This is a genomic window from Nonomuraea jiangxiensis, assembly GCF_900099965.1.
Lineage (GTDB): Bacteria > Actinomycetota > Actinomycetes > Streptosporangiales > Streptosporangiaceae > Nonomuraea > Nonomuraea jiangxiensis.
The window spans coordinates 1-23,200 of record NZ_FNDJ01000040.1; the positions used below are offsets into that span (position 1 = coordinate 1).

General features: G+C 71.9%; 22 protein-coding genes and 1 tRNA gene. 7 read left to right on the forward strand and 16 right to left on the reverse strand.

What is annotated here, in order from left to right; translation table 11 throughout:
• Positions 1–838 precede the first annotated feature (838 nt).
• The 5 genes from BLS95_RS48795 to BLS95_RS48815 form a co-directional block, all read right to left on the reverse strand.
• Positions 839–1,627 (reverse strand): EI24 domain-containing protein, encoded by a 789-nt coding sequence (locus tag BLS95_RS48795; RefSeq protein WP_176993812.1) that lies wholly within the window; start codon positions 1,625–1,627, stop codon positions 839–841.
• A gap of 10 nt (positions 1,628–1,637) precedes the next feature.
• Entirely contained in the window at positions 1,638–2,219 is a 582-nt protein-coding gene (locus BLS95_RS48800) for a Maf family protein (protein ID WP_090946460.1), read from the reverse strand.
• 16 nt (positions 2,220–2,235) lie between these two features.
• A complete protein-coding gene (locus BLS95_RS48805; RefSeq protein ID WP_176993813.1) occupies positions 2,236–2,817 on the reverse strand; it encodes a DUF937 domain-containing protein in 582 nt (193 codons plus the stop codon).
• A 93-nt stretch (positions 2,818–2,910) separates the two neighbouring features.
• On the reverse strand, positions 2,911–4,839 hold the full coding sequence (ftsH, locus tag BLS95_RS48810; protein ID WP_090946530.1) for an ATP-dependent zinc metalloprotease FtsH: 1,929 nt from the start codon (positions 4,837–4,839) through the stop codon (positions 2,911–2,913).
• A gap of 35 nt (positions 4,840–4,874) precedes the next feature.
• Positions 4,875–5,702, reverse strand: coding sequence for a hypothetical protein (locus BLS95_RS48815; protein WP_090946462.1), 828 nt, complete (start codon positions 5,700–5,702; stop codon positions 4,875–4,877).
• 165 nt (positions 5,703–5,867) lie between these two features.
• On the opposite strand from BLS95_RS48815, the gene BLS95_RS48820 reads away from it, so the two are divergent.
• Positions 5,868–6,842 (forward strand): DUF3616 domain-containing protein, encoded by a 975-nt coding sequence (locus BLS95_RS48820; protein ID WP_090946463.1) that lies wholly within the window; start codon positions 5,868–5,870, stop codon positions 6,840–6,842.
• Here BLS95_RS48820 and BLS95_RS48825 read toward each other — a convergent pair.
• On the reverse strand, positions 6,832–7,503 hold the full coding sequence (locus BLS95_RS48825) for an aminoacyl-tRNA hydrolase (RefSeq protein ID WP_090946464.1): 672 nt from the start codon (positions 7,501–7,503) through the stop codon (positions 6,832–6,834). The genes BLS95_RS48820 and BLS95_RS48825 overlap by 11 nt on opposite strands.
• On the reverse strand, positions 7,500–8,762 hold the full coding sequence (locus tag BLS95_RS48830; RefSeq protein ID WP_090946465.1) for an MFS transporter: 1,263 nt from the start codon (positions 8,760–8,762) through the stop codon (positions 7,500–7,502). The genes BLS95_RS48825 and BLS95_RS48830 overlap by 4 nt, the downstream gene beginning before the upstream one ends.
• A 70-nt stretch (positions 8,763–8,832) precedes the next feature.
• Between BLS95_RS48830 and BLS95_RS48835 the strand changes: the two genes are divergently transcribed.
• Both BLS95_RS48835 and BLS95_RS48840 read left to right on the forward strand, forming a co-directional pair.
• Positions 8,833–9,780, forward strand: a complete 948-nt coding sequence (locus tag BLS95_RS48835) for a GlxA family transcriptional regulator (protein ID WP_245765741.1) — start codon at positions 8,833–8,835, stop codon at positions 9,778–9,780.
• 85 nt (positions 9,781–9,865) lie between these two features.
• Positions 9,866–10,738 (forward strand): SAM-dependent methyltransferase, encoded by an 873-nt coding sequence (locus BLS95_RS48840; protein ID WP_090946467.1) that lies wholly within the window; start codon positions 9,866–9,868, stop codon positions 10,736–10,738.
• On the opposite strand, the gene BLS95_RS48845 is transcribed toward BLS95_RS48840, so the two are convergent.
• Positions 10,680–11,444, reverse strand: coding sequence for a class II aldolase/adducin family protein (locus BLS95_RS48845; RefSeq protein WP_090946468.1), 765 nt, complete (start codon positions 11,442–11,444; stop codon positions 10,680–10,682). The genes BLS95_RS48840 and BLS95_RS48845 overlap by 59 nt on opposite strands.
• 76 nt (positions 11,445–11,520) lie before the next feature.
• On the reverse strand, positions 11,521–11,778 hold the full coding sequence (locus BLS95_RS48850) for a hypothetical protein (protein WP_090946469.1): 258 nt from the start codon (positions 11,776–11,778) through the stop codon (positions 11,521–11,523).
• A 123-nt stretch (positions 11,779–11,901) separates the two neighbouring features.
• On the opposite strand from BLS95_RS48850, the gene BLS95_RS48855 reads away from it, so the two are divergent.
• Positions 11,902–12,990: a methyltransferase gene (locus tag BLS95_RS48855; RefSeq protein ID WP_090946470.1), complete on the forward strand. Its 1,089-nt coding sequence runs from the start codon at positions 11,902–11,904 to the stop codon at positions 12,988–12,990.
• An 18-nt stretch (positions 12,991–13,008) separates the two neighbouring features.
• On the opposite strand, the gene BLS95_RS48860 is transcribed toward BLS95_RS48855, so the two are convergent.
• The gene (locus tag BLS95_RS48860) at positions 13,009–13,980 is read right to left on the reverse strand and encodes a helix-turn-helix domain-containing protein (protein WP_090946471.1); all 972 of its coding nucleotides are present in this window, start codon (positions 13,978–13,980) and stop codon (positions 13,009–13,011) included.
• Positions 13,981–14,022: 42 nt separating this feature from the next.
• On the opposite strand from BLS95_RS48860, the gene BLS95_RS48865 reads away from it, so the two are divergent.
• From BLS95_RS48865 to BLS95_RS48875, 3 genes are all read left to right on the forward strand, one after another.
• Positions 14,023–15,042, forward strand: a complete 1,020-nt coding sequence (locus BLS95_RS48865; RefSeq protein WP_090946472.1) for a type III polyketide synthase — start codon at positions 14,023–14,025, stop codon at positions 15,040–15,042.
• A gap of 120 nt (positions 15,043–15,162) precedes the next feature.
• Positions 15,163–16,638 carry a vWA domain-containing protein gene (locus tag BLS95_RS48870; protein ID WP_090946473.1) on the forward strand — a complete coding sequence of 492 codons (1,476 nt, stop codon included), beginning with the start codon at positions 15,163–15,165 and terminating at the stop codon, positions 16,636–16,638.
• 140 nt (positions 16,639–16,778) lie between these two features.
• Positions 16,779–16,851, forward strand: a tRNA-Ala gene (locus BLS95_RS48875).
• A 31-nt stretch (positions 16,852–16,882) separates the two neighbouring features.
• Here the strand turns inward: BLS95_RS48875 and BLS95_RS48880 are convergent.
• From BLS95_RS48880 to araB, 6 genes are all read right to left on the reverse strand, one after another.
• On the reverse strand, positions 16,883–17,275 hold the full coding sequence (locus tag BLS95_RS48880) for a DUF3224 domain-containing protein (RefSeq protein WP_090946474.1): 393 nt from the start codon (positions 17,273–17,275) through the stop codon (positions 16,883–16,885).
• 27 nt (positions 17,276–17,302) lie between these two features.
• Positions 17,303–18,025 (reverse strand): LLM class flavin-dependent oxidoreductase, encoded by a 723-nt coding sequence (locus BLS95_RS48885; protein WP_090946475.1) that lies wholly within the window; start codon positions 18,023–18,025, stop codon positions 17,303–17,305.
• A gap of 91 nt (positions 18,026–18,116) precedes the next feature.
• Positions 18,117–19,346, reverse strand: coding sequence for an FAD-binding protein (locus BLS95_RS48890; protein ID WP_090946476.1), 1,230 nt, complete (start codon positions 19,344–19,346; stop codon positions 18,117–18,119).
• Between the two features lie 62 nt (positions 19,347–19,408).
• The gene (araA, locus tag BLS95_RS48895) at positions 19,409–20,875 is read right to left on the reverse strand and encodes an L-arabinose isomerase (RefSeq protein WP_090946477.1); all 1,467 of its coding nucleotides are present in this window, start codon (positions 20,873–20,875) and stop codon (positions 19,409–19,411) included.
• Positions 20,872–21,525 (reverse strand): L-ribulose-5-phosphate 4-epimerase, encoded by a 654-nt coding sequence (locus BLS95_RS48900; RefSeq protein WP_090946478.1) that lies wholly within the window; start codon positions 21,523–21,525, stop codon positions 20,872–20,874. Before BLS95_RS48900 ends, araA begins: the two co-directional genes overlap by 4 nt.
• Positions 21,522–23,159, reverse strand: coding sequence for a ribulokinase (gene araB, locus BLS95_RS48905; RefSeq protein ID WP_090946479.1), 1,638 nt, complete (start codon positions 23,157–23,159; stop codon positions 21,522–21,524). The genes BLS95_RS48900 and araB overlap by 4 nt, the downstream gene beginning before the upstream one ends.
• Positions 23,160–23,200: the final 41 nt, after the last annotated feature.

A 23,200-nucleotide genomic window follows, 5' to 3' on the forward strand; every position in this document is an offset into this window, starting at 1 on the left:
GGCGGTCGGCCGAGCTGAGGCTGCGGGCCGGGCGTGGGGTGCGGGCCGAGCTGAGGCGGTCGGCCGAGCTGAGGCTGCGGGCCGGGCGTGGGGTGGGGGCCGGCTGGGGCGGTGGCGCAGTCCGTAGGCCCAGCTTGGGTTGGGGTCGCTGCGGGGCCGTGGCGTGGTCGGCCCGGCGTGAGGTGGACGCCATTGCGAGGCCGTAGCGCCGCAGGTCCACGTGAGGTGGAGGTCACTGCGGGGCCGTAGCACGGCGGCCCGCGTGAGGCGGAGGTCGCCGCGGGGCCGAAGCGGGTGCCAGCCCTGCGTGAGATGCATGCCATTGCGGGGCCGTAGCGCCGCAGGCACGGCATGAAGTGGACTGCCACTGCGAGGCCGTAGCGCCGCAGGCCCGCGTGAGGCGGACGCCACTGCAACGCCGTAACGCCGCAGGACCGGCATGAAATGGACCGCCGCTGCGAGGCCGAAGCGGGTGGCGGCCCGGCATGAAGCGGAGGCCGCCGAAGGGCCGAAGCAGGGGCGGCCCGGCGTGAGGGGGACACCACTGAGGGTCGTAGCGCGGCAGGCCCGACGTGAGGCGGAGGCCGTCGCGATGCCGAAGTGGGTGCCCGGCCCGGCGTGAGGGGGACGCCCTTGCGGGCCGTAGCGCGGCAAGCCCGGCGGGAGGTCGAGGTCACTGCAGGGCCCGTAGCGCGGTCGGCCCGGCGGGAGGTCGAGGTCACTGCAGGGCCCGTAGCGTCGCGCGGTCGGCCCTGCGTGAGGTGGAGGTCACTGCGGGGCCGTAGCGGGGTCGGCCCGGAGGGAGGTGGAGGCTGCTGTGGGGATGGGGCGGGGTGGGTCAGGGGGTGGGTTCGGGGTGGTGGGGGGACGGGGGTGGGGGTGTGGGGGTTGCGGTGGCGGTGGGGGTTAGGTGGGTGCGTACGAGGAGGGCTGCGCCCGCTACCGCCGCCGGCATCGCGATGACCGCCACGAACGGCACCAGGAACAGCAGGAACACCGCCACCCCGAACCCCAGCGACGCCGCCTTGTTACCGCGCAGCAGCGCGAACCGTTGCTTGCGGATCATCCCGCGCCGTTCCAGTGGCAGGGTGGTGAGCTCCACCGTGAGGAAGAAGCCGGACACGGCCGCTCCGAGCACCGGCACCACCGTCTGGCCGAACACGGGGATGAAGCCCAGGAAGAACAGCGGGATCGTGAAGAGGAGCACGTAGCACAGCGTGACCAGGCTGTCCCTGATCGAGCGGGGCAGTGTGCGCCACCACGGCTGCTCGTCGGCCGCCTTGAGCGCGTCCACCTCCGCCGACAACCGCTCGTAGAACGGCTCCCCGATCACCAGCGTCAGCGCGGTGAACGTCAGCACCGCCACCGCCAGCCCGCCGAGCACCAAGGAGATCGCCACCACCGTACGGAAGACCTCGCGCCAGCTCCACGTGTCCGCGAACGGCGTCAGGAACTCGGCCAGGTCGGCGGCGTTGGTGCCGAGCAGGATCAGCACCACCACGTAGACGGCGAACGCGACAAGAGCGGGGATCAGCCCGAAAGCCCACCACCGGCCGTTTCGGGCGACCCACCCCCAACCCCGCAGGAAGAAGCCGACACCGGCCGTGAAGTCGCGCAGTGATCGCATGCCCGGCAGGCTAGCGCCAGAACGACGTCACCGCGTAGCCCAGTTCGGCGAACAGGTCGCGCAGCAGCGGCAGCGAGATGCCGAGCACGTTGCCGTGGTCGCCCTCGATGCCCTCCACGAACCACCCGCCGCGCCCCTCGATGCTGAACGCCCCGGCCAGGTTGAGCGGCTCGCCGGTCGCGGCGTAGCTGGCGATCTCCTCCTCGGACGGCTGGCCGAAGTGCACCACGGTGGTGGCCACCTCGGCGACCTGCCGGCCCGCCGCGACGTCGATCACGCAGTGGCCCGTCACCAGGCGCCCGGTGCGCCCGCGCATGAGGCGCCAGCGCTCCGCGGCCTCCTCCTTCGTGGCGGGTTTGCCGTAGGGGCGGCCGTCGAGCTCCAGGATCGAGTCGCAGCCGATCACCAGCCCCTCGTCCAGCCCGCTCGCGACGGCCTCGGCCTTGGCTCTGGCCAGCACCAGGCTGAGCGCCGCGGGGGTGTGGGCGGTGAACGCCTCCTCGTCGACCCCGCTGACGATCACCTTGGGGTCGAGGCCGGCACTGCGTAGCAGGGCCAGACGGGCAGAGGAGGCAGAGGCCAGAACGATCACTGAGCCAGCCTACCGGTCACCGGTCGGGGTTCGGCGTCCCCGGTGCCCGCTGCGGCTCCTCCACTGGCTCGGACGGGCCTGCCTGCCGCGGCACGACCCCGCCGAAGATGCTGCCGAGCAGCGCTCCGAGCGCGTCGGGCACGGCCGACTGCTCCCGGTTCAGGTGGTCGGCCATCGTGCCGGCGTCCATGTCGGCGTTCGCGGCCCGGGTGGCCAGCAGCGACATGATCATGGGGGCGATCAGAGGCAGCAGCCGCATGATGGTCCCCCGGTCGATGCCGGCCAGCTGCGACAGACCGGACACGACCGCCTCCGTGCCCTGCCCGCCGAGCACGTGGCTGAGGATGCCGTGCCCGTCGCGGGTCAGCGAGGCCACGTCGCCGTTGAACGGATCGGTGTCCACATGCTCGTCCAGCGCCCCGCGCAGGGCCTCGGCGCCGTCCGGGTGCTCGGCGTTGCGGGCCAGTCCTCCGACGATGGTGCCCGACACAGCCTGGACCACGTCGCGGGCCGTGGCCGTGTCCGTGCCGAGCATTCCGGCGATCTGCTCCAGTCCCGAGTCTCCGAGCTGGGCGAGAAGCTCGTCATGCAGAGTCACGACAGTCCCCCCATCGTTGACACGGGAGACGTTCCCCTGCTGATCTCGACCCAACGCCCGGATTGTCTTATTTATCGGAAAAGGTGGCCCGGCTCACCCCGCGGAGCCGGCGGCGGCCACCGAACGGCTTCCTGCCAGGCCCGCGGCGGCGTACGCGTCCGCCTCGTCGAGGGTCTCGTGCTCCAGCAGGGCCGCCACGATCGCGTCCAGCTTCTCCCGGTTTTCGGAGAGCACCTGGATGGCACGCTCGTAGCACTCGTCCACGATCCGCCGCGCCTCCTCGTCCACAGTGGCGAGCATGGCGGGCGAGGCCTGCGGCGGCTGGCCGTCGTTGGGCAGGATGGTCAGCGGTCCGACCTTCTCCGACATGCCCCACCGGCCGACCATGCCACGGGCGATCATGGTGACCTGCTCCAGGTCGTTCTCGGCGCCGGTGGTGATGACGCCGTAGACGACCTGCTCGGCCGCCATGCCGCCGAGCGCGCCGGTGATGCGGCCGCGCAGATACTGCTCGTCGTAGGCGTACCGGTCGGTGTCAGGGGTGGACAGCGTGACGCCGAGCGCCCGGCCGCGCGGGGTGATCGAGATCTTCCTGACCGGGTCGGCGCCCGGCTGGAGCATGCCGAGCAGCGCGTGCCCGGCCTCGTGGAAGGCCGTCCTGGTGCGCTCCTCCTCCGGCATCACGATGCTGCGGGCCGCGCCGAGCTGCAGCTTCTCCAGCGCGTCGGTGAGGTCGGCCATCGCGACCTTCTCCTTGCCGCGCTTGGCGGCGAGCAGGGCGGCCTCGTTGACCAGGTTCGCGAGGTCGGCGCCGGTCATGCCGGGAGTGGTCTTGGCGAGCTTGTCGAGGCTGACCTCGCCGTCGAGCGGCACGCCGCGCGTGTGCACGGCCAGGATCGCGCTGCGGCCGGCCGCGTCCGGCAGGCCCACCTGCACGGTACGGTCGAAGCGCCCGGGACGCAGCAGCGCCGGGTCGAGGATCTCGGGCCGGTTCGTGGCCCCGATGACGATCACGCCCTCGGCCCCGGAGAACCCGTCCATCTCGGTGAGGATCTGGTTGAGCGTCTGCTCGCGCTCGTCGTGGCCGCCGATGCCGCCCGCGCCGCCGCGCGCCCTGCCGATGGCATCGATCTCGTCGATGAACACGATCGACGGCGCCACCTTCCGCGCCTCCTCGAACAGGTCACGCACCCGCGAGGCGCCCACGCCGACGATCATCTCGATGAACTCGGAGGCGCTGGCCGAGAAGTACGGCACCTTGGCCTCGCCCGCGACCGCCCTGGCCAGCAGCGTCTTGCCGGTGCCGGGAGGGCCGGCGAGCAGCACGCCCTTGGGCAGCTTCGCGCCGAGCCTGCGGTATTTGTCGGGGTCCTTGAGGTAGTCGACGATCTCCACCAGCTCGTTCTCGACCTCGTCGATGCCCGCGACGTCCTCGAACGTCACCCGCACCTTCCCAGCCTCGACCGGCTTGGCCGCCTTGGACTTGCCCAGCCCGCCCAGGCCGCCGCCCATCATGCTGGCGCCGCGGCGCATGATCCAGATCCACAGTCCGGCCAGCAGCAGCACGGGCAGCAGTGACAGCAGCAGGTTGGAGAAGAAGCCACGGGTGATCGGCTGCGAGGTGATCTCCACCTGGCCGGTGGCGAGCTGCTGGTCGAGCTGGTCGGTGTTGGCGAAGGCCGGGATCTCGGTCTGGAACCGGGTGTAGGCCGTGTTGCTCTCGGGGTTCTGGGCGGAGGACCGCAGGTCTCCCTCGACGGACAGGCCCTGGGCGTAGATCTCCTTGACGTTCTTGGCGCTCACCTGCTTGGTGAACTCGGTGTACGAGATCGTCTCGACGGATTCGCTGTCGACGAACGACGACACCACGAAGAAACCCGCGTACACGATGAGCAAGGTGACGATGAAACGCCACCAGTTGATCTTGGGTCGGCCGCCCGGCGTCCCGGGCAAGCCCTCCGAACGCCAGGGCGGCTTGCCCTTGCCCTTGTTCGAGGTTTGTGGTGATCCAGAGCGTTCCACGGCGTCACTCCCCATATCGCCGCATACATGATCTTCTAGCCTAGAACACGCACTCCTGACACCACGCGGCCAATGTCCCGCCACTGTTTGTGCTGCGAGTCCGGCACTGTCACGAACACCAGTCCGGGCTTGCTCATTCCCCCGTCTATGACGACAACGGCCGCCCGAGACGTCTTTTTTCCGTATTTAACCCGATAGACGAGTGCCCATCCGCCTTTGACCTGCTGCGACGCCAGCCAAGTGATCTTGGAACCCTTGGGATGGTGGTTGAGCGTCCAGCGGGCGGCCAGCAGCGCCGTGTCACGCGGGGACTCCTGCTCCATGATCGGCAGCGGGCACGATACGACTGTCCCGCGCAGGGTGGTGCCGCGCTGCCGGGGCAGCACCTGCCTGGTGGAGAACGGCGCCGCCCCGTACGCCTTCCACGGCCTGCCGAGCCTGGGGACCACCAGGCCCGAGCGCTTGTCCGTGACCACCTGCTTGCCCGGCGAGCTCAGGGACATGCGCTTGACCCCGCCGGTCAGCCTGGGCACGCGCGGGTCGGCGTAGAGGGCCTCCATGGCGGTGTAGCCGGGCGCGAGCGAGCCGCTGGGGGACGGCGCGCCCTGCTCCTCGGTGGCGCCCTGCTCCTCGGTGGCGCCCTGCTCCTCAGTGGTGCTCGGCTCCTCGGTGGTGCTCGGCTCCGGGCTGGGCGTGGGGACCGCCGCCGCCGGTGCCGGGCCGGACGGGGACGGTACGGCCGGCGGCGCGGTGACCGGCCCCGCCGCGACCTCGTCCGGCCCTGACGGGAGCACCACGATCACTGCCACGGCCGCGGCCACGACGGCGGCGACCACGGCAAGCCCCCGGTACACCACCCGCATGCGGAGATCTCCGATACGGGAGCGTTTGGGGGGTGAAGCCACCGGGGCTCCAGGTCTCGTCGCGGTTCTCACTTCGGAACCCTTGATCACTTCATCCCCATCGAGCACGACGGGAGCGTACGACATATCCCGGCATTGCGCTCAAGAAGCGACCGAAGTGCAATCATGGACTTCGTGCAACAGGTTGAGCTGCGATTCGACCACGCCTCCCGAGCGTCACAGACGCACACGAACCTTTCGGCCATCCGGCAGGGCTCGACCGGCCTGTGGGTGGCCGGCGACGAGACCGCGACGTTCGAGCACCTGGAGTGGACGGGCGACCACTTCGGCGCGCAGCGCACCTTCCGCCTCGCCGACTACGTCAATCTCCCGGCGGGCCCGGAGGACGAGGCCGACATCGAGGGAATGGGCCGGGCCGACGGCCACCTCTGGCTGGTCGGCTCGCACAGCCTCAAGCGCAGGCGGGTCAAGTCGAAGGACCCGGACAAGGCCGCCGACCGGCTGGCCACGGTGGTCAGGGAGGAGAACCGCTTCATCCTGGTACGGCTCCCGCTCGGCGACGCCGAGGCCCCGGAGCGGGGGGCGATCATGTCCGGCGGGCACAACCTCACCACGTACATGAGCGACGACCGGCACCTGGCACCGTTCCTGACGCTGCCGGGCAAGGACAACGGGCTGGACGTCGAGGGCATCGCCGTCCTGTCCGGGCGGGTCTACCTGGGGCTGCGCGGTCCGGTCCTGCGGGGCTGGGCGGTGCTGCTGGAGCTGCGGGTCGAGGACGCCGGCAAGGGGCGGTTGCGGCTGCGGGAGCCGTACCGCAAGCACTTCCTGGACCTCGGCGGGCTCGGCGTGCGGGACCTGTGCCCGGACGGCGACTCGCTGCTGCTGCTCACCGGGCCGACCATGGACCTCGACGGGCCCGTGCGCGTGGTGCGCTGGCGGCCGGGCCACAAGCGGCCGACGGTCGTCCCTGAGGACGAACTGGAAGCCGTGCTGGAGCTGCCCTACGGCGTCGGCTGCGACCATCCGGAGGGGCTGGCGCTGCTGGACGACCGCAGGCTGATGGTGGTGTACGACAGCCCGTCGCCCGCGCGGATCACCCCGGCGGGCGGCGTGCTGGCGGACATCTTCACGATCTAGAGACACGCCCCAGCAACCACGGGGCCTCCGCGACGAACGTGCACGAGCCCGGCTCGATCTCGGTGAACCCCGCGTCCCGCACGACCGGCAGCCCGGCGGCGACCAGGGAGTCGAAGTCGCCCCGGCCGGGGGCGGCGCGCACGGACACCGCCAGCCCGCGCTCCCGCCAGGCCGCCCGCTCGGCCGCGTCACTGGCCCACCAGGCGAGCTGGGCGGCGTGCCCGGCCTGGGCCATGGCCTTGCCCGCCGACATGGCCAGGTCGGGGTTGGCCCACAGGATCGGCCGCTCGGCGGGCGGCGGCGGGGCGGTGTCGGTCAGCTCGGTGCCGGACACCTGCAACCGCGCCAGGTCCCTGGGCCAGTCGTCGAGCGGCACGGGCGGGTGCACGCGCACCTCGGCCGTACGGTGCTCGACGGTGCGGCCGGGAAGCGCGAGCGCGCGGCGCCACTCGGCGCCCCTGGCCCGGCGCACGACCTTGCGGATCTTGCCGGTGGACTGCCAGGCGTGCACCTCGGCGGCCCACTCCCCCGGGTCGTCCAGCAGACTCAGCACGGCCATGGCGGCGGCCTCCAGGGCGTCGGTGCGCTCGGGAGGGCTCACGGTGGGACCCGCACGCTCGATCCGGACGACGAGGGGCAGGACGTAAAGCTCGGAGTTCATCGCCCTCTAGCATGCCCGATGGCCAGGGACATGGCGGCGGCGAGGAGGCAGAGGGCGCCGGCGGCGTACCAGGCCAGGTCGTAGGCGCCCAGGTGGTCGCGGGTGAGCCCGGCTCCGACGGCGGCGATCGCGGCCCCGACCTGGTGCGAGCCGAACACCCAGCCGAACACCACGGCGCCGTCGGCCCCGTAGATGCGCCGGCACAGCGCGACCGTGGGCGGGACGGTCGCCACCCAGTCCAGGCCGTAGAACACGATGAAGATCAGCATGCTGGGCTCGGTGGTGGCCGCGAACAGGCCGGGCAGCACCATCAGCGAGAGCCCGCGCAACGCGTAGTAGACGCCGAGCAGCACCTTGGGGTCGATCTTGTCGCTGAGCCAGCCGGAGGCGATCGTGCCCACGATGTCGAAGATCCCGATGACCGCCAGCAGGCCCGCCGCGACCGGCTCGGCCATGCCGTGGTCGTGCGCGGCGGGGATGAAGTGGGTGCCGACCAGGCCGTTCGTACTGGCGCCGCAGATCGCGAAGCCGCCGGCGAGGAACCAGAACGGCCGCGTCCGCGCCGCCGAGGCCAGCACGGTGACCGCCCGGACGGCCGCGTTCACCTTGCCGGGCTCGGTACGGACCGAGCCGGGTTCAGCGCCGAGGGCCGTCGTGCCCACGTCCTGCGGGTGGTCGCGCAGCAGCCACCACACGAACGGCACCACCGCCAGCGCGGCGGCGGCCACGGTCAGCGACGCAAAGCGCCATCCCGGCCCCTCGGCGAGCTGGGCGAGCACGGGCAGGAAGATGAGCTGCCCGGTGGCGCCGGCCGCGGTGAGCACGCCGGTCACCAGGCCCCGGTGCCGCACGAACCAGCGGTCCACCACCGTCGCGGCGAACACCAGCGCCATCGAGCCGGTCCCGAGCCCCACGAGCACGCCCCAGAACAGCAGGAGGTGCCAGCTCGCCGTCATCAGCACGGTCAGCCCGCTGCCCGCGGCGATCAGCAGCAGCGCGACGGCGACCACCCGGCGCATGCCGAAGCGGTCCATCAGGGCGGCGGCGAAGGGGGCGGTCAGGCCGTAGAGCACCAGGTTGATCGACACGGCCAGGGAGATCGTGCCCGCCGACCAGCCGAACTCCTCGTGGAGAGGAGTGATCAGTACGCCGGGGGTGGCGCGGAATCCGGCGGCGCCCAGGATCGCCACGAAGGCGACGGCGGCCACGAACCAGGCCCGGTGCAGCCGGCGACCCGAGTGGGTGGTGCTGAGTGTCATGCGCCAATACTTATTTACCCCTTACAGGCATACGAGTGGCCGGAAAGCCAATATGTGCAAGAATCCGGCCATGACCCATCGCATCGCGGTCGTGGTGCTCGACCACTTCGCCACGCTCGACCTCGGCGTCCCCGGCCAGGTGTTCAGGACGGCGGTGACCCCGGCGGGCGAGCGCCTGTACGAGGTCGTGACCTGCTCGGAGGGCCGTCAGGCGGTGCGCTGCGAGGCCGGCTACAGCGTGCTGCCCGACCACGACCTCGACGTGCTCGACACGGCGGACACGGTCCTGCTGCCCGGCATCCACGGAGGCCCGGCGATGCAGGGCATGATCTCGGACACGCTGCGCGCGGCGCTGCAGGGGCGGCCGCGGATCATGTCGATCTGCACGGGCGCGTTCGTGCTGGCGGCGGCGGGCCTGCTGGACGGCCGCCCGGCCACCACCCACTGGCGCGACGCGCCCAGGTTCACCACGTTGTTCCCGAAGGTCAGGCTGGACCCCAACGTGCTGTTCGTGGACGACGGCGACGTGCTGACCTCGGCGGGGGTGGCGGCCGGGCTGGACCTGTGCCTGCACCTGATCAGGCGCGACCACGGCAGCGAGGTGGCCAACCGCGCCGCCCGCCGCTGCGTCATGCCGCCGTGGCGGGAGGGCGGGCAGGCCCAGTTCATCGACCGGCACGTGCCGGAGGCCGGGGCCGGCGGCACGGCGGCCACCCGGGAGTGGATGCTCACCCATCTCGAACGGCCGCTCGACCTCAACGCGCTGGCCGGGCACGCCAGGATGAGCGTGCGCACGTTCACCAGGCGCTTCCGCGAGGAGACCGGCGTGAGCCCGGCCCGGTGGCTGACCGGGCAGCGCGTGCTCCACGCCCGGCGCCTGCTGGAGAGCACGGACCTCGGGGTGGAGGAGGTGGCCAGGCAGGCCGGCTTCCGTACCGCGGTCTCGCTGCGCCAGCACCTGCACGCCGCGGTCGGGGTGCCGCCGCTGGCCTACCGCAACACCTTCCGTCGCACGTGACCGGCCGCTCGGCGCACGCCTCGGGGTGTTGATCCGGGTTCGCCCTAGAATCGGCGCTAAAGATCCATATCGAAGGGATCGCCACATGGCCGAGGCGGATCGCGCACCCGCCGGAATCAACCCGAACGTGCCCAGCGTCGCCCGCATGTACGACTACTACCTCGGTGGCAGGGACAACTTCGCGGCCGACCGCGAGGCGGCGGAGAAGATGATCCAGATCGGCCGCCGGCTCGGCAACGACGCCCGCGAGATCGCCCGGGCCAACCGCGCCTTCCTGGGCCGGGCGGTACGCGTGATCGCCGAGGCGGGCGTGCACCAGTTCATCGACATCGGCGCGGGCCTGCCCACCCAGGAAAACGTGCACCAGGTGGCCCAGCGGCACGTCCCCGGCTCCCGCGTCGTCTACGTGGACAACGACCCCGTCGTGCTGACCCACGCCCGCGCGCTGCTGGCCAGGGACCCGAGCGTCGTGGCCGTGGCGGGCGACCTCAGGGACCCGGACGCGATCCTGGACCACCCCCAGGTCACCGGGCATCTCGATCTCACGCGGCCCTTCGCGATCCTGCTGGTCGCGGTGCTGCACTTCGTCCCGGACGACGCCGAGGCCGCGCTGATCGCCGCCCGCGTGCGCAAGCGGCTCGGCCCCGGCGGCTATCTGGTCTTGTCCCACCTGTACGCGGGCGACGTCACGGACGAGGCGGCCCGGGAGGGGCGGCAGGTCTATTCGAGCACCGCCGCCGGCGGCCTGGCCAGGCGCGGCCGCGACCAGATCGCCGCCTACTTCGACGGCCTCAACCTGCTCGGCCCCGGCGTGGTCCCGGTCGCCGACTGGGCGCCCGGCGCCTCCCCCGACGGCCCGTACGACTTCGTCAGATCGGGCATCCTCGCCGGGGTCGGCGCTATTCGAAAAGATCAGGCTGCTCCCGCACGATCTGGTCGTGCAGCGGCTGGTAGTTGACCCAGCCGACCAGGTCGTTGCCGATCTGCCGGTAGGTCAGCGCGGCGTTGTCCGGCTCGATGGGCACGACCTGGCCCGCGGCCTTCGCGAGCAGCTGCACCTGGGCCGAGCGCTCCATCGTGATGAACCACCAGGCGGCCGCGTCCACGGTGTCGCCGACCGTGAGCAGGCCGTGGTTGCGCAGCACGACGGCCTTGTTGCCGCCCAGCGCCGCGGCGATGCGCTTGCCCTCCTCCAGGTCGGTCACCACGCCGGTGTAGCCGTCGAAGAGGCCGCAGTCCTGGTAGAACGCGCACGCGTCCTGGGTGATGGGCTCGATGACCTGCCCCAGGGCCGACAGCGCGCGGCCGTGGACGGAGTGGCTGTGCGCGGCGGCCACCACGCCGGGCCTGGCCTGGTGCACCTGGGAGTGGATGGCGAACGCGGCCTCGTTGACGGGGTAGCGCCCCTCCACGACCTTGCCCTCGTGGTCGACGAGGATGAGATCGCTGACGCTGATGTGCTTGAACGACAGGCCGAACGGGTTGACCCAGAAGTGGTCGGTCCACTCGGGGTCGCGGGCGGTGATGTGCCCGGCCACGCCCTCCTCGAAGCCGAGCTTGCCGAAGATCCGCAGCGCCGCCGCGAGCCGCTCCTTGCGATGGCGCCGCTCCTCCTCGACCGTCTCGAAGGTCGGCGGCAGGCGGAAGATGAGATTGTCCGGCATGGCGCTCCTCGCGTCCAGAACGTTGTTCCACCGGCAGGTTAACGCCCGCCGCACCGGAACGCCCGCCGGCCGGCCGTCACATCAGGGGGTCCGCGAGCGGGACCGTGCTGTAGTCCTCCCCGGTGACCGGGCGAATGTCCTCCCAGCGCACCCACCGCGCGCATTCCTGACGTCCACGCGCCCGCGGCGGCCACAGCAGGAAGCCCCACCGCGCACCCTCCGCATCGTCGCCCCAGGCCAGCAGATAGCGCTCCTCGGTGGCGCTGACCGGCGTGACGTGCTCCACCACGGGCGGGCTCCAGAGCTCGGGCAGTTCCTCAGGGTTGGCATCCATACCGATCATTATACGAACTCACGTTCGATTATCCAGCTTCCCGCGCGGACCTGGAACGGCAGGTGTCCCGTTGCGGTAAAACCGGTGGCCGCCAGGGGCCGTACGTGAAACGGTCGAGCCCTGATGATCCAGTGGACCGAGGCCGGGCAGGAGCGGTCGGCGCTCTGGCGCACCGCCCTGGGCCTGCGCCCGCCCAGCCGGGTGGTGGTCGCCGACGACACGATGAAGGCCGCCGTCGCCTACCGGCTGGCCTGCGAGGGCACCGCGCTGCTGTGGCGGGGCGACTTCCAGAACGCCCGCCAGCTGCTGGCCGCCATGGGACGCCGGTGCAGGCCCGCCGCCCCCGGCTCGGGGTTCCACCGCTACCGCCAGGCCAGGTCCCAGCGGGCCAGGACGCTCGGCATGCTGCTCGTCCCGTACGAGGCGGGCCACGTCGTGCCACTGCGCAGGGCGCCGGACGTACGCGAGGCGTGCACCGAGGTCTACGGCCCTGCGCCGGCGCCCGCGGTGGGCCAGCTCCGGGAGTTGCTCGGCGTGATCGGGGCCCACGAGTGGCGCAAGAAGGGGGTGTACGTCCCCGCGCTGGGCGCCCGCATCCATCCCCACCACGGCGTGTTCTCGCCGGTCAGGGGCGAATACGTGGATCTGGTGGCCGAGGCGCCGCTGCCGGGCGACCGGCTGGCGTTCGACATCGGCACGGGCACCGGCGTGCTGGCCGCCGTGCTCGCCAGGAGGGGCGTCCGGCACGTGGTGGCCACCGATCTGGACCAGCGGGCCGTCGACTGCGCCAGGGACAACCTCGCCCGCCTGGGGCTGGACGACCGGGTGAAGATCGTGCGTACCGACCTGTTCCCGGCCGGACGGGCGCCGCTCGTCGTGTGCAACCCGCCCTGGTTGCCCGCCGACCCGATCACGCCGCTCGACCATGCCGTCTACGACCCGGACGGGCGGATGCTGCGCGGGTTCCTGGGCGGGCTGGCCGAGCACCTGGAGCCGTCGGGCGAGGGCTGGCTCATCCTGTCGGACCTGGCCGAGCACCTCGGGCTGCGCACCCGCGCCGAACTGCTGGCCGCGTTCGAGGAGGGCGGGCTGCGGGTGGCCGGCCGCATGGACGTCGCACCCCGGCACCACCGGCCGCGCGACGTGGAGGACCCGCTGCACGCGGCCCGCGCCGCCGAGGTGACCTCCCTGTGGCGGCTCACGCGGGCCTGACCCACCCGGGCGCGGGCTTCACGCCCCGAAGGCCCGCCGGTACGCCGACGGCGACGTGCGCATGGCCCGCGTGAAATGGTGCCGGAACGTCACCGGGCTCTCGAAGCCCACCGCCGCCCCGATCTCCTCCACCGGCGCCCGCGTCGACTCCAGCATCGGCAGGCTGGCCGCCACCCGCTGCGAGATCACCCACCGCAACGGGCTGGTCCCGGTCTGCCGCCTGAAGTGCCGGATGAACGAGCGCTCCGACATGTGCGCCACCCCGGCCAGGTCCGCCACGCTGATCGGCCGGGCCAGATTGTCCAGGGCCCACGACATCGCCCTGGCCACCGGGTCGTCGTCCGCCACCGGCGGGACCGCGGCCTCGATGAACTGCGCCTGGCCGCCCTCCCGGTGCGGCGCCACGACCAGGCGGCGGGCGACGGCGTTGGCCACGTTCGGGCCGTGGTCGGTGCGTACCAGGTGGATCAGCAGGTCCAGGCCGGCGGCGCTGCCCGCGCTGGTCAGCACGTCGCCGCCGTCCACGTACAGGACGGAGGGGTTGACCTCGACCGCGGGGAAGCGCCGTTGGAGCAGCTCGGCGTAACGCCAGTGCGTGGTCGCCGCGCGACCGTCCAGCAGCCCGGCGGCGGCCAGCGCGAAGGCGCCCGAGCAGATCGACACCATCCGCGCCCCGCGCGCGTGGGCCCGCCGCAGCGCCTCGGCCAGCGTCGCGGAGACGTCCCCGCGCACGTCGGGCACCCCGGTCACGATCACCGTGTCGGCCGCGGCCAGCACGTCGAGGCCGTGCTCCGCCCGCATGGTGAACCCGCCCACCACCCTGAGCGGCTCCCGGGTCTCCGCGCACACCGCGAGCTCGTACCAGGGAACGTCCAGCTCGGGCCGGGGCAGTCCGAAGAACTCCACGACGCAGCCGAGCTCGAACGGGGACATCCCGTCGAAGGCGAGCACCGCCACCCGGTGCGGCCTGGAGGGGGCCGGCAGGAGCATGAACGCATGTTAGCCGGGGCCCCCTCGCGGCAGGAGTGATATATGCACATTTCGGGTGTACAGACCGTTTTGCCCGATCACCGCTACGAGCAGGCGGAGATCACGGAGGCGTTCTCCCGTCTGACCCGATGCGACGAGGAACTCCTCAAGCGTTTCCATACCGCCACCGGCGTGGAGGGCCGCAATCTCGCGTTGCCGCTGACCGACTACCCCAAGCTCGACTCCTTCGCCCGCGCCAACGACGCCTACGTCGAGCTCGCCCTCGAACTCGGCGAGCAGGCCCTGCGCGGCGCGCTCAAGAAGGCCGACGTACGCCCCGAGAAGGTCGACCATCTGCTGTTCTGCTCCACCACCGGCGTGGCCACGCCCTCGCTGGACGCCAAGCTGGCCCAGCGCATGGGGCTGCGGCCGGACGTCAAGCGGGTGCCCGTGTTCGGCCTCGGGTGCGCGGCGGGCGCGGCCGGACTGTCACGCCTGCACGACTACCTGCGCGGCTGGCCCGACCACGTCGCGGCGCTGGTGTGCGTGGAGCTGTGCTCGCTGACGATCCAGCGCGACGACACCTCGATCGCGAACCTCGTGGCCAGCGGCCTGTTCGGCGACGCGGCGGGGGCCGTCGTGGCGACCGGGCGCGGGCCGGGCCACGAGGTCGTCGCCACCCGTAGCAGGCTCTATCCCGATACCGAGCACCTCATGGGCTGGGAGGTGGGCGACCACGGGTTCCGCATCGTGCTCGACCCCGACCTGACCGACTTCGTGGAGCAGGTGCTGGCCGCCGACATCAGGTCCTTCCTGGCCGACTACGGCCTCACCCCCGAGCAGGTGGCCACCTGGGTCTGCCACCCCGGCGGCCCGAAGGTCATCACCAAGATCGTGGAGACCCTCGGCCTGCCGGCCAGGGCCCTGGACGTGACCCGGAACTCGTTGCGCGAGTACGGCAACCTGTCGTCGGTCTCCGTGCTCCACGTGCTCCAGGAGACGCGCGGCCGGTCGGGGGCGCCCGCCGTGCTGCTGGCGCTGGGGCCGGGGTTCTCCGCCGAGTTGCTGCTGCTGCACTGGTGACGCCGGATGGCCGTCCCCGCGCGGCCGATCACGTCTCGATCGCGGTTTGCGCTCGCTTGCGTCACCGGCCCGGCCGCCGAAGATCCACTTCCGTCGTAAGGACCAGGAGGTGGTTCGGTAATGAAACTTCGTCCTTTAGCCGCCGGTACCGGACTTGTCGCCCTGCTGGCTCTCACGGCCTGCGGCGGCGCGCCCAGCTCGACGGCCGGCGAGCGGGCCAACGAGCAGGCGGCCGCCTCGCCGGGCGCACCGGTCCAGGAGCAGTCGCGCGAGAGCGGGGAGCAGCGCGAGAACGACACGACCACGGCGCAGATCTCCACGTTCGCCCTCGACGTGGACACCGCCTCGTACGGCTACGCCCGCCGTACCCTCCAGGAGGGCCGCTGGCCCGAGCCGGGCGAGATCCGTCCCGAGGAGTGGGTCAACGCCTTCCGGCAGGACTACGCGCAGCCGCCGGACGACGGGTTCACCGTGCACGTGGACGGCGCCAGGCTGCCCGCGCCCGACGAGGCCGTGCTGCGCGTCGGCCTGCAGACACGTACGTCGGCGGCGGCCGAGCGGCGCCCGGCCAACCTCACGTTCGTCGTCGACGTGTCCGGCTCCATGGGCGAGCCGGGGCGGCTCGACCTGGTCAAGTCGGCGCTGCTGAAGCTGCTCGACCAGCTCGCCCCCGGCGACCAGGTGTCGATCGTGTCCTTCAGCGACGAGGCCACCTTGCTGGCGTCGATGACCCCCCTGACCGCCAGGAGCGACCTGCGGGACGCGGTGAACGCGCTGACCATCGCCGGCGGCACGAACCTGGAGGCCGGGCTGGTCGCCGGCTACCGGGAGGCGTCCCAGGCGTTCCGCCCCGCCGCCACCAACCGCGTCATCCTGCTCTCCGACGGCCTGGCCAACCAGGGCAGCACGGCCTGGCAGTCCATCCTCGACCAGGCCAAGGAGTACGCGGGCAGGCAGGTCACGCTGCTCACCGTCGGCGTCGGCCGGGAGTACGGGGACGAGCTGATGGAGCAGCTCGCCGACAACGGCGACGGCATGGCCGTCTACGTCAGCACCGAGGAGGAGGCCGCCAAGGTCTTCACCACCCAGCTGCCCGCCACCATCGAGCTGCGGGCCCGGGACGCCAAGGCCCAGGTGGTGTTCAACCCGTCGGTGGTCGAGACCTACCGGCTCGTCGGCTACGAGAACCGGGCCCTGTCCACCGAGGAGTTCCGCGACGACCGGCGCGACGGCGGCGAGATCGGCCCCGGCCACTCCGTCACCGCGCTCTACTCCCTGCGTCTCAAGCCCGGCGCCACCGGCCAGCTCGCCCAGGCCACCGTGCGCTGGCAGGACCCGGACACCAGGGCCGCCTCGGAGGCCGGCGAGTCCCTGCAGGCCGGTGACCTGCACGAATCCGTGTGGGACAAGGCGCCGGTCCGGCTGCAGGTGGACGTGGTGGTGGCCGCGTTCGCCGTCTACCTGCGCGACCGCGAGGCGTTCGGCCTGGACCTGCCCACGCTCGGCGAGCACGCCACGCGGCTGGCGGCGACCGCGGAGGACCCGATGGTGAGCGAGCTGGCCGGACTCATCGACAGGGCCCGGTCGGTCGGATGACGGGCCGGGGCCCGGCGCGCGAGGTCATGGACGAGCCTCGCGCGCCGGGCCGACCCCGCGGACCCTCCTCGGGGAAATGGGGCGTGATTCGCCCGTGTACGCCGGGGGTCGCGAAGTCGGCTACACTCGTACACGGCAAAGGGGCTATGGCGCAGTTGGTAGCGCGCCTCCATGGCATGGAGGAGGTCTGGGGTTCGAATCCCCATAGCTCCACTCGAAATCACCGCCCGCATCACGGTTCCGGTCAGAGCTGGTAGGCGAAGGTGTAGGAGTGACCCCCGTCCGGGGCGATGAGGATCCGCATCTCGCCCCTGAGGCCGGTTAGTTCCCCCGTCGCCGAGTCCGGTACGACCGTGATGCGCAACGACTGTTCCCCCACGTCACTCGTGGCGTCGTGCTGGACGACGAAGCTGCCCGACCGCCCGTGCAGGGTGCCCTCGACACGTTCCAGCGCCACATAGGAGCGCGAGTCCGGCACCGGCGTGGTCACCATCAGCAGGTGAACGACACTGGTGGCATTCAGGTCGCCGTGGAAGGTCTTGGCCAAGGTCACGAGGCCCAGCGAGACGCCGTCCTGGTCGTGGAAGGCGGGGCTGGGGTTCCAGTCGGAAGTGTCGAAGGTTCCCTTTGCGTCCATGGCCGGTCATCCTGCCGGGCGTACCTGTCAGGTCCTGTCAGGTACCGGCGAGCGCCGCAGGGTCTCCGCCATCTCGTCGGCCGTGCCCGTGAGAACCCCGGTGCTGCCGGGGCCGACCGGACCGAGCCGGCTGACCAGCCACGCGGGCGGCTCGGCGCCGGCAGCCGCCAGATTCATGCTGAGCTCCAGGTCGTGGAAGCGGTCGCCGGCCAGCTCATAAAGCTCGTCCAGCTTGGCCGCCACCTGGTCCTCCGTGTAGTGCGGCGGCAGCCCGAGCGCGACGGTGTCGGCCCGCTGCGCGGCCAGCCGGAGCAACCTGGTCCCGGAGGCGGCGACCATGATCCGTACGTCCTTGACCGCGTCGAGGGTCCTGGAGACCTGCTCGATCCGGTGGCTCGGCGTGCCCCACGCGACGCCGAGCGTGGCCGCGTCCTGCTCGGCGCCCGGCCGCCCGGCGCCCAGGCCCAGCTCGAAGCGGCCGCCGGTGAGCCGGTGCAGGGTGGCGGTCTCCCAGGCGACCGTCTCGGGCGTGCGGTAGGGGGCGCTCAGCACGAACGTGCCGACGCGCAGGGTCGTCGTGACCGCGGCGGCGACGGCGGTGGCGACGAACGGGGACAGCGTGCCCAGCGTGTCGGGCACCAGCAAGGTCGAGTAGCCGCGGCTTTCCGCGCGGCGGGCCAGGCCGGCCCAGGAGTCGGCGTCGGGGGCTTGTCCGGCGACCGCGCCGAACCTGAACGGGTGATCGGTCATGCCCCCAACGATCGCCCACCCGAGGGCCCGGCGCATCGTCCCGCGGACCGGTGGCCGGCTACGTCAGGGGAAGCATGCGCCGGCGCGCACACTACTCCCGCAGCAGTATCCGGGTGAAACCGTTGGCGAACTTGCCCGCCGGGTCGAGCCGGCCCACCAGCGAGCGGAACCGGTCGGGGCAGGACGGCCACCGGGTGAACAGCTTTCCCCAGTGCGGCCGGGGGTCGAACGGCGCCAGCGTCTCCTCCACCAGCTCCAGCACCGGCAGCACCCCGGCGGGGTCCTTCACCCAGGTGAAGTGGATGGCCACGCTGTCACGGCCGTGGAACGGGCTGAGCCACAGGTCGTCGGCGGCGACCGTACGCACCTCGGCGATGTGCAGGACCGGCCGGATGCGCTCGCCGATGGCATACAGCTCGCGCAGCGCCTTGACCGCGTGCTCGCGGGGCAGCAGCAGCTCCGACTGGAGCTCGTCGCCCGCACCGCTCGGCGGGAAGTCCGGGCGGAAGTGCGGCAACCGCTCGTGCCAGGGTCCCGGCACGCCGAGCTGGACCGTGCAGCTGTCGGCCGACATGCCGGGCAGCGGGTGGCGGGGGGCGGGCGCGGGGGTGGTGCCGTACCAGTCGGGGGTGGTCAGCTCGTCGGCTCGCTTCAGCCATACGCGGGTGTCGCGCCAGTCGGTGAACAGGCTGACGCTGTAGCCGGCGGACATGATCGCCTCGAAGTCGGCGAGGGCGTCGGTGCTCAGGCCCTCGCGGACGTACTGGCGCAGCTCGAAGGCGGGCACCAGGTCGAGGGTGAGGGTGGTGACGACGCCGAGCGCGCCGAGCGCCACGACCGCGCCGGGGAAGTCGGCGTCGCCGCGGGCGAGCGTCAGCACCGAGCCGTCCGCCGTGACCAGGTTGACCGCGGAGACGGCGGCGGACAGGCTGGGCTGGGCGATGCCGGAGCCGTGCGTGCCCGTCGCGACCGAGCCCGCCACGGAGATGTGCGGCAGCGAGGCCATGTTCGCCAGCGCGAACCCGGCCTCGTGCAGCAGCGGCGCCAGCCGCGCATACGTCATGCGCGCCGGGACCCGCACCTGCCTCGCGGCGCTGTCGATCTCCACGGTCTCCGGCATGCGGTCCAGCACCACGAGGTCACCGGCGACGTCGGGCGCGTCGTGGAAGGCGTCCGCCACGTCGTTGAACGAGTGTCCGCTTCCCAGCGCCCGCACCCGGTCGCCGGCCGCGACCAGCCGCTGGAGCTCGGTCAGCGTAGTCGGATGATGGACGTCGCGCGCCCGAAATGTAGTGTTTCCAGCCCAGTTGGTCAGCTTCACGGCGCCCCATCCTAACGTGCGCCCTGCGCCGCTCCCAGAGACCGGCGCAGGGTTTTCCGTCGTCAGAAGCCCTGGGCCAGCCGGTAGTAGGCCTGGTTCCAGCGCAGCTCCTTGGCGAAGCGCTCGGTGGTGGTGTCGGCGTCGATGACCACCAGCTCCACGCCCAGCATCTCCGCCAGGTCGGTCAGCTCCTCCCGGCCGACGGCCCGGGAGAGCACGGTGTGGTGCGGGGCGCCGGCGGTGAGCCAGGACTCGGTGGACGTACGCAGGTTCGGGCGGGGGCGCCAGACCGCGCGGGCCACCGGCAGCTTGGGCAGCGGCTGGGGCGGCGTCACGACGTCGATCTCGTTGGCCACCAGCCGGAACCTGTCGCCCATGTCGGCCAGCCCGACCACGATGCCGGGCCCGGGCTCGGCGTCGAACACGAGCCTGACCGGGTCCTCCCGGTTGCCGATGCCCAGCGGGTGGATCTCGCACGACGGGGTGCCGGCCGCGATGGACGGGCAGACCTCCAGCATGTGCGCGCCGAGGATGAGCTCCTGGCCGGGCGTCAGGTCGTAGGTGTAGTCCTCCATGAACGAGGTGCCGCCGGTGATCCCCTCGGCCGACATGGCCTTGAGGGTGCGCAACAGCACCGAGGTCTTCCAGTCGCCCTCGCCGCCGAAGCCGTAGCCGTCGGCCATCAGCCGCTGCACGGCCAGGCCGGGGAGCTGGCGCAGGCCGCCGAGGTCCTCGAAGTTCGTGGTGAACGCCTTGTAGCCGCCGGACTCCAGGAAGTGGCGCAGGCCCAGCTCGATCCTGGCCGCGTAACGCAGCGACTCGTGCCGCTCGCCGAGCAGCTCGGGCGCGACGGTGTACTGCTCGGCGTACTCCTTGACCAGCGCGGTCACGTCGGCGTCCGAGGCCGCCTCCACGGCCTCGACCAGGTCGTTGACGCCGTAGGTGTTGACCGAGACGCCGAAGCGGAGCTGCGCCTCGACCTTGTCGCCCTCGGTGACCGCCACGTCGCGCATGTTGTCGCCGAACCGGACCAGCTTCAGCGTGCGCAGCTCGGCGGCGCCCTGGGCGGCGCGGAACCAGGTCAGGATGCGCTTGGCCACGACCGGGTCGCTGACGTGCCCGGCCACGGTCTTGCGCGGCACGCCGAGCCGGGTCTGCACGTAGCCGAACTCCCGGTCGCCGTGCGCGGCCTGGTTGAGGTTCATGAAGTCCATGTCGATGGTGCTCCACGGCAGCTCGACGTCGGCCTGCGTGTGCAGGTGCAGCAGCGGCTTGCGCAGCGCGTCGAGCCCGGCGATCCACATCTTGGCCGGGGAGAAGGTGTGCATCCACGCGATCACGCCGGCGCACTCGTCGTCGGCGTTGGCCTCCAGCATGACGCGCCTGATCGCCGCGGCGTCGGTGAGCACGGGCCGCCACACCACCGGCATGGGCAGCCGCTCAGCGATGCGCTGGGACTGCTCGGCCACCTGGCTCAGCGTGTCCTCGCCGTACAGTCCCTGGCTGCCGGTCAGAAACCAGATCTTCAACGCGGGCTCCTCTGTCCGTAGACGTTCTGATAGCGGTCGTACAGGCGGTCGATGTCGTCCTGCGCGATGGGCAGCGGCTGCCCGAGCTGCCGGGCCACGTGCACGGTACGCGCCACGTCCTCGCACATGACGGCCGCCTTCACCGCGTCCCTCGGGTCCTTGCCGATGCTGAACACGCCGTGGTTCTGCATGAGCACCGCCTTCGAGCGGTGCCCCTTGAGCGTCTCCACGATGCCCTGGCCGATCGAGTCGTCGCCGATCAGCGCGAACGGACCGACCGGGATCTCGCCGCCGAACTCGTCGGCCATCGCCGTCAGCACGCACGGGATGGCCTCGCCGCGGGCGGCCCAGGCGGAGGCGTAGGTGGAGTGAGTGTGCACCACGCCGCCGACCTCGGGCATGTTGCGGTAGACGTACGCGTGCGCGGCGGTGTCGCTGGACGGCGAGTGCTCGCCCGCCACCAGGTTGCCGTCGAGGTCGCACACCACCATGTTCTCCGGCGTCAGCTCGTCGTAGGAGACGCCGGAGGGCTTGATGACGAACAGGTCCTCGCCCGGGACGCGCCCCGACACGTTGCCCGCCGTCCAGACCACCAGGTTGTAGCGGACCAGCTCGGCATGCAGGTCGGCGACGATCTTCCGGATACTCATGAGCCGGCCTCGTTCCTGATCGCGCGGAGGGTGTGGAGCATCCGGCCGTCGGCGAAGAAGTCGTGCAGGCGGCGGTACTCGGCGTAGAGCCGGTCGTAGGCGTCGGCGCGGGCCGGGTCGGGCACGTAGGCGGCCTCCGTACGCTGGCCCATCGCCGCCGCGGCCTGCTCGATGCCCGGGTAGGCACCGGCGGCGACGGCCGCGTGGATGGCCGAGCCGAGCGCGGGCCCCTGGTCGGAGCCGATCACCGACAGCGGGCGGCGCAGCACGTCGGCGTAGACCTGCATGAGGAACCGGTTCTTCAGCAGCCCGCCGGCCACCACGAACTCCTCGACCGGCACGCCCGCCTTCTCGAACGTCTCCACGATCATCCGGGTCCCGAACGCGGTGGACTCGATGAGCGCCCGGTAGACGTCCTCCGGCCTGGTGGCCAGCGTTTGGCCGACGATGACGCCGGACAGGTTGTGGTCCACCAGCACCGAGCGGTTGCCGCCGAACCAGTCGAGCGCGACCAGCCCGTGCTGCCCGACGGCCTGCTTCTCGGCCAGTTCGGTCAGCCGCTCGTGGTCCAGCGAGCCGAAGTTGTCCACGAACCAGGCGAAGATGTCGCCGACGGCCGACTGCCCGGCCTCGTAGCCCCACAGCCCCGGCACGATGCCGTCGCGTACGACGCCGCACATGCCGGGCACCTCGGCGAGCCGGTCGCTGGGCATGATGTGGCAGGTGGAGGTGCCCATGATGGCCACCATCTGGCCGGGCCTGACGGCGTCCGCGGCGGCGGCGGTGACGTGGGCGTCCACGTTGCCGACGGCCACGGCCACGCCCTCGGGCAGCCCGGTCCACTCGGCCGCCCGCGCGGTCAGGCGCCCCGCGAGCCCGCCGAGGTGCGCCACGGTGGTGCCGTTGACCTTCTCGCCGACCTCGCCCGTGGCGAGCTTGCCGACGAACCCGGCGAAACCGGGATTGAGCTCGGCCAGGAACTCCTCGGACGGGTAACCGCCGTCCTGGAAGATCCCCTTGTAGCCGACGGTGCACATGTTGCGGCTCTCGACGCCGGTGAGCTGCCAGATGATCCAGTCGGCGGCCTCGATCCAGCGCTCGGCCCTGGCGTACACCTCGGGGGCCTCTTCGAGGACCTGCAGTCCCTTGGCGAACTCCCACTCGGAGGAGATCTTGCCGCCGTAGCGCGGCAGCCAGCTCTCGCCGCGGCGCGCGGCCAGCTCGTTGATCCGGTCGGCGTGCGGCTGCGCGGCGTGGTGCTTCCACAGCTTGGGCCAGGCGTGCGGCTCCGCGGGGGTCTCGAAGCAGAGCGGCGTGCCGTCGGCCGTGGTGGGCAGCACGGTGCAGGCCGTGAAGTCCGTGCCGATGCCGACGATGTCCGCGGGCGCGACGCCCGCCGCCGCCATGGCCGCGGGCACGGCGACCTTGAGCACGTCGATCCAGTCCTGCGGCGACTGCAGCGCCCAGTCGGGGCCGAGCCGTTCGCCGGAGCCGGGGAGCCGCTGCTCGATGACGCGGTGCGCGTACTCGTGGACGGCGCTGCCCAGCTCGGCGCCGTCGGACACCCGGACGACCACGGCACGCCCGGACAGCGTGCCGTAGTCCACTCCGACGACATAGCTGTTAGCGTTCACATTGCTCTCCAGTAAGTATCGGGGGCATGCCAATCATCTCC

Excerpts from the sequence above, each read along its gene's own strand:
- BLS95_RS48795 (WP_176993812.1), bottom strand. The coding sequence starts at position 1,627 with ATGCGATCACTGCGCGACTTCACGGCCGGTGTCGGCTTCTTCCTGCGG.
- BLS95_RS48815 (WP_090946462.1), bottom strand. The coding sequence starts at position 5,702 with ATGCGGGTGGTGTACCGGGGGCTTGCCGTGGTCGCCGCCGTCGTGGCC.
- BLS95_RS48820 (WP_090946463.1), top strand. The coding sequence starts at position 5,868 with ATGGACTTCGTGCAACAGGTTGAGCTGCGATTCGACCACGCCTCCCGA.
- BLS95_RS48825 (WP_090946464.1), bottom strand. The coding sequence starts at position 7,503 with ATGAACTCCGAGCTTTACGTCCTGCCCCTCGTCGTCCGGATCGAGCGT.
- BLS95_RS48830 (WP_090946465.1), bottom strand. The coding sequence starts at position 8,762 with ATGACACTCAGCACCACCCACTCGGGTCGCCGGCTGCACCGGGCCTGG.
- BLS95_RS48835 (WP_245765741.1), top strand. The coding sequence starts at position 8,833 with ATGACCCATCGCATCGCGGTCGTGGTGCTCGACCACTTCGCCACGCTC.
- BLS95_RS48840 (WP_090946467.1), top strand. The coding sequence starts at position 9,866 with ATGGCCGAGGCGGATCGCGCACCCGCCGGAATCAACCCGAACGTGCCC.
- BLS95_RS48845 (WP_090946468.1), bottom strand. The coding sequence starts at position 11,444 with ATGCCGGACAATCTCATCTTCCGCCTGCCGCCGACCTTCGAGACGGTC.
- BLS95_RS48850 (WP_090946469.1), bottom strand. The coding sequence starts at position 11,778 with ATGGATGCCAACCCTGAGGAACTGCCCGAGCTCTGGAGCCCGCCCGTG.
- BLS95_RS48855 (WP_090946470.1), top strand. The coding sequence starts at position 11,902 with ATGATCCAGTGGACCGAGGCCGGGCAGGAGCGGTCGGCGCTCTGGCGC.
- BLS95_RS48860 (WP_090946471.1), bottom strand. The coding sequence starts at position 13,980 with ATGCTCCTGCCGGCCCCCTCCAGGCCGCACCGGGTGGCGGTGCTCGCC.
- BLS95_RS48865 (WP_090946472.1), top strand. The coding sequence starts at position 14,023 with ATGCACATTTCGGGTGTACAGACCGTTTTGCCCGATCACCGCTACGAG.
- BLS95_RS48870 (WP_090946473.1), top strand. The coding sequence starts at position 15,163 with ATGAAACTTCGTCCTTTAGCCGCCGGTACCGGACTTGTCGCCCTGCTG.
- BLS95_RS48880 (WP_090946474.1), bottom strand. The coding sequence starts at position 17,275 with ATGGACGCAAAGGGAACCTTCGACACTTCCGACTGGAACCCCAGCCCC.
- BLS95_RS48885 (WP_090946475.1), bottom strand. The coding sequence starts at position 18,025 with ATGACCGATCACCCGTTCAGGTTCGGCGCGGTCGCCGGACAAGCCCCC.
- BLS95_RS48900 (WP_090946478.1), bottom strand. The coding sequence starts at position 21,525 with ATGAGTATCCGGAAGATCGTCGCCGACCTGCATGCCGAGCTGGTCCGC.